This window comes from Dellaglioa sp. CoH-57-MRSF-22 (assembly GCF_056781895.1).
Genome location: NZ_JBXAXT010000286.1, coordinates 1 through 234, shown reverse-complemented (window position 1 = coordinate 234; position 234 = coordinate 1). Strand labels below are relative to the sequence as shown.

Genomic DNA, 234 nt, shown 5'->3' with positions numbered 1-234 from the left:
ATGTGACGCCTTACAATCAGAATCAGCAGCGTGTGGTGCGTGACCCGACTGTAACAAGTCCATACGATAGCCGTAATCGAAATCAGGGCGTGTTTGACATTGCGGTACCAAGCACCGCAGATGTTGACGATATTCCCTTTGCAGACCTAATCAACGGAAACGGATTTGGTGACAACGGCCCTGTTCTTGAAGAGACGGTCAATCAGGTTCTTGGGATATGGATACAGGTCTTAC

1 protein-coding gene is annotated in these 234 nt (G+C 48.7%); it reads left to right on the top strand.

Annotated features, from left to right (window positions below):
• Positions 1-234, top strand: a 234-nt coding sequence (locus AC1RPR_RS09105) for a hypothetical protein (protein ID WP_481763627.1), incomplete at both ends; no start/stop codon positions are given.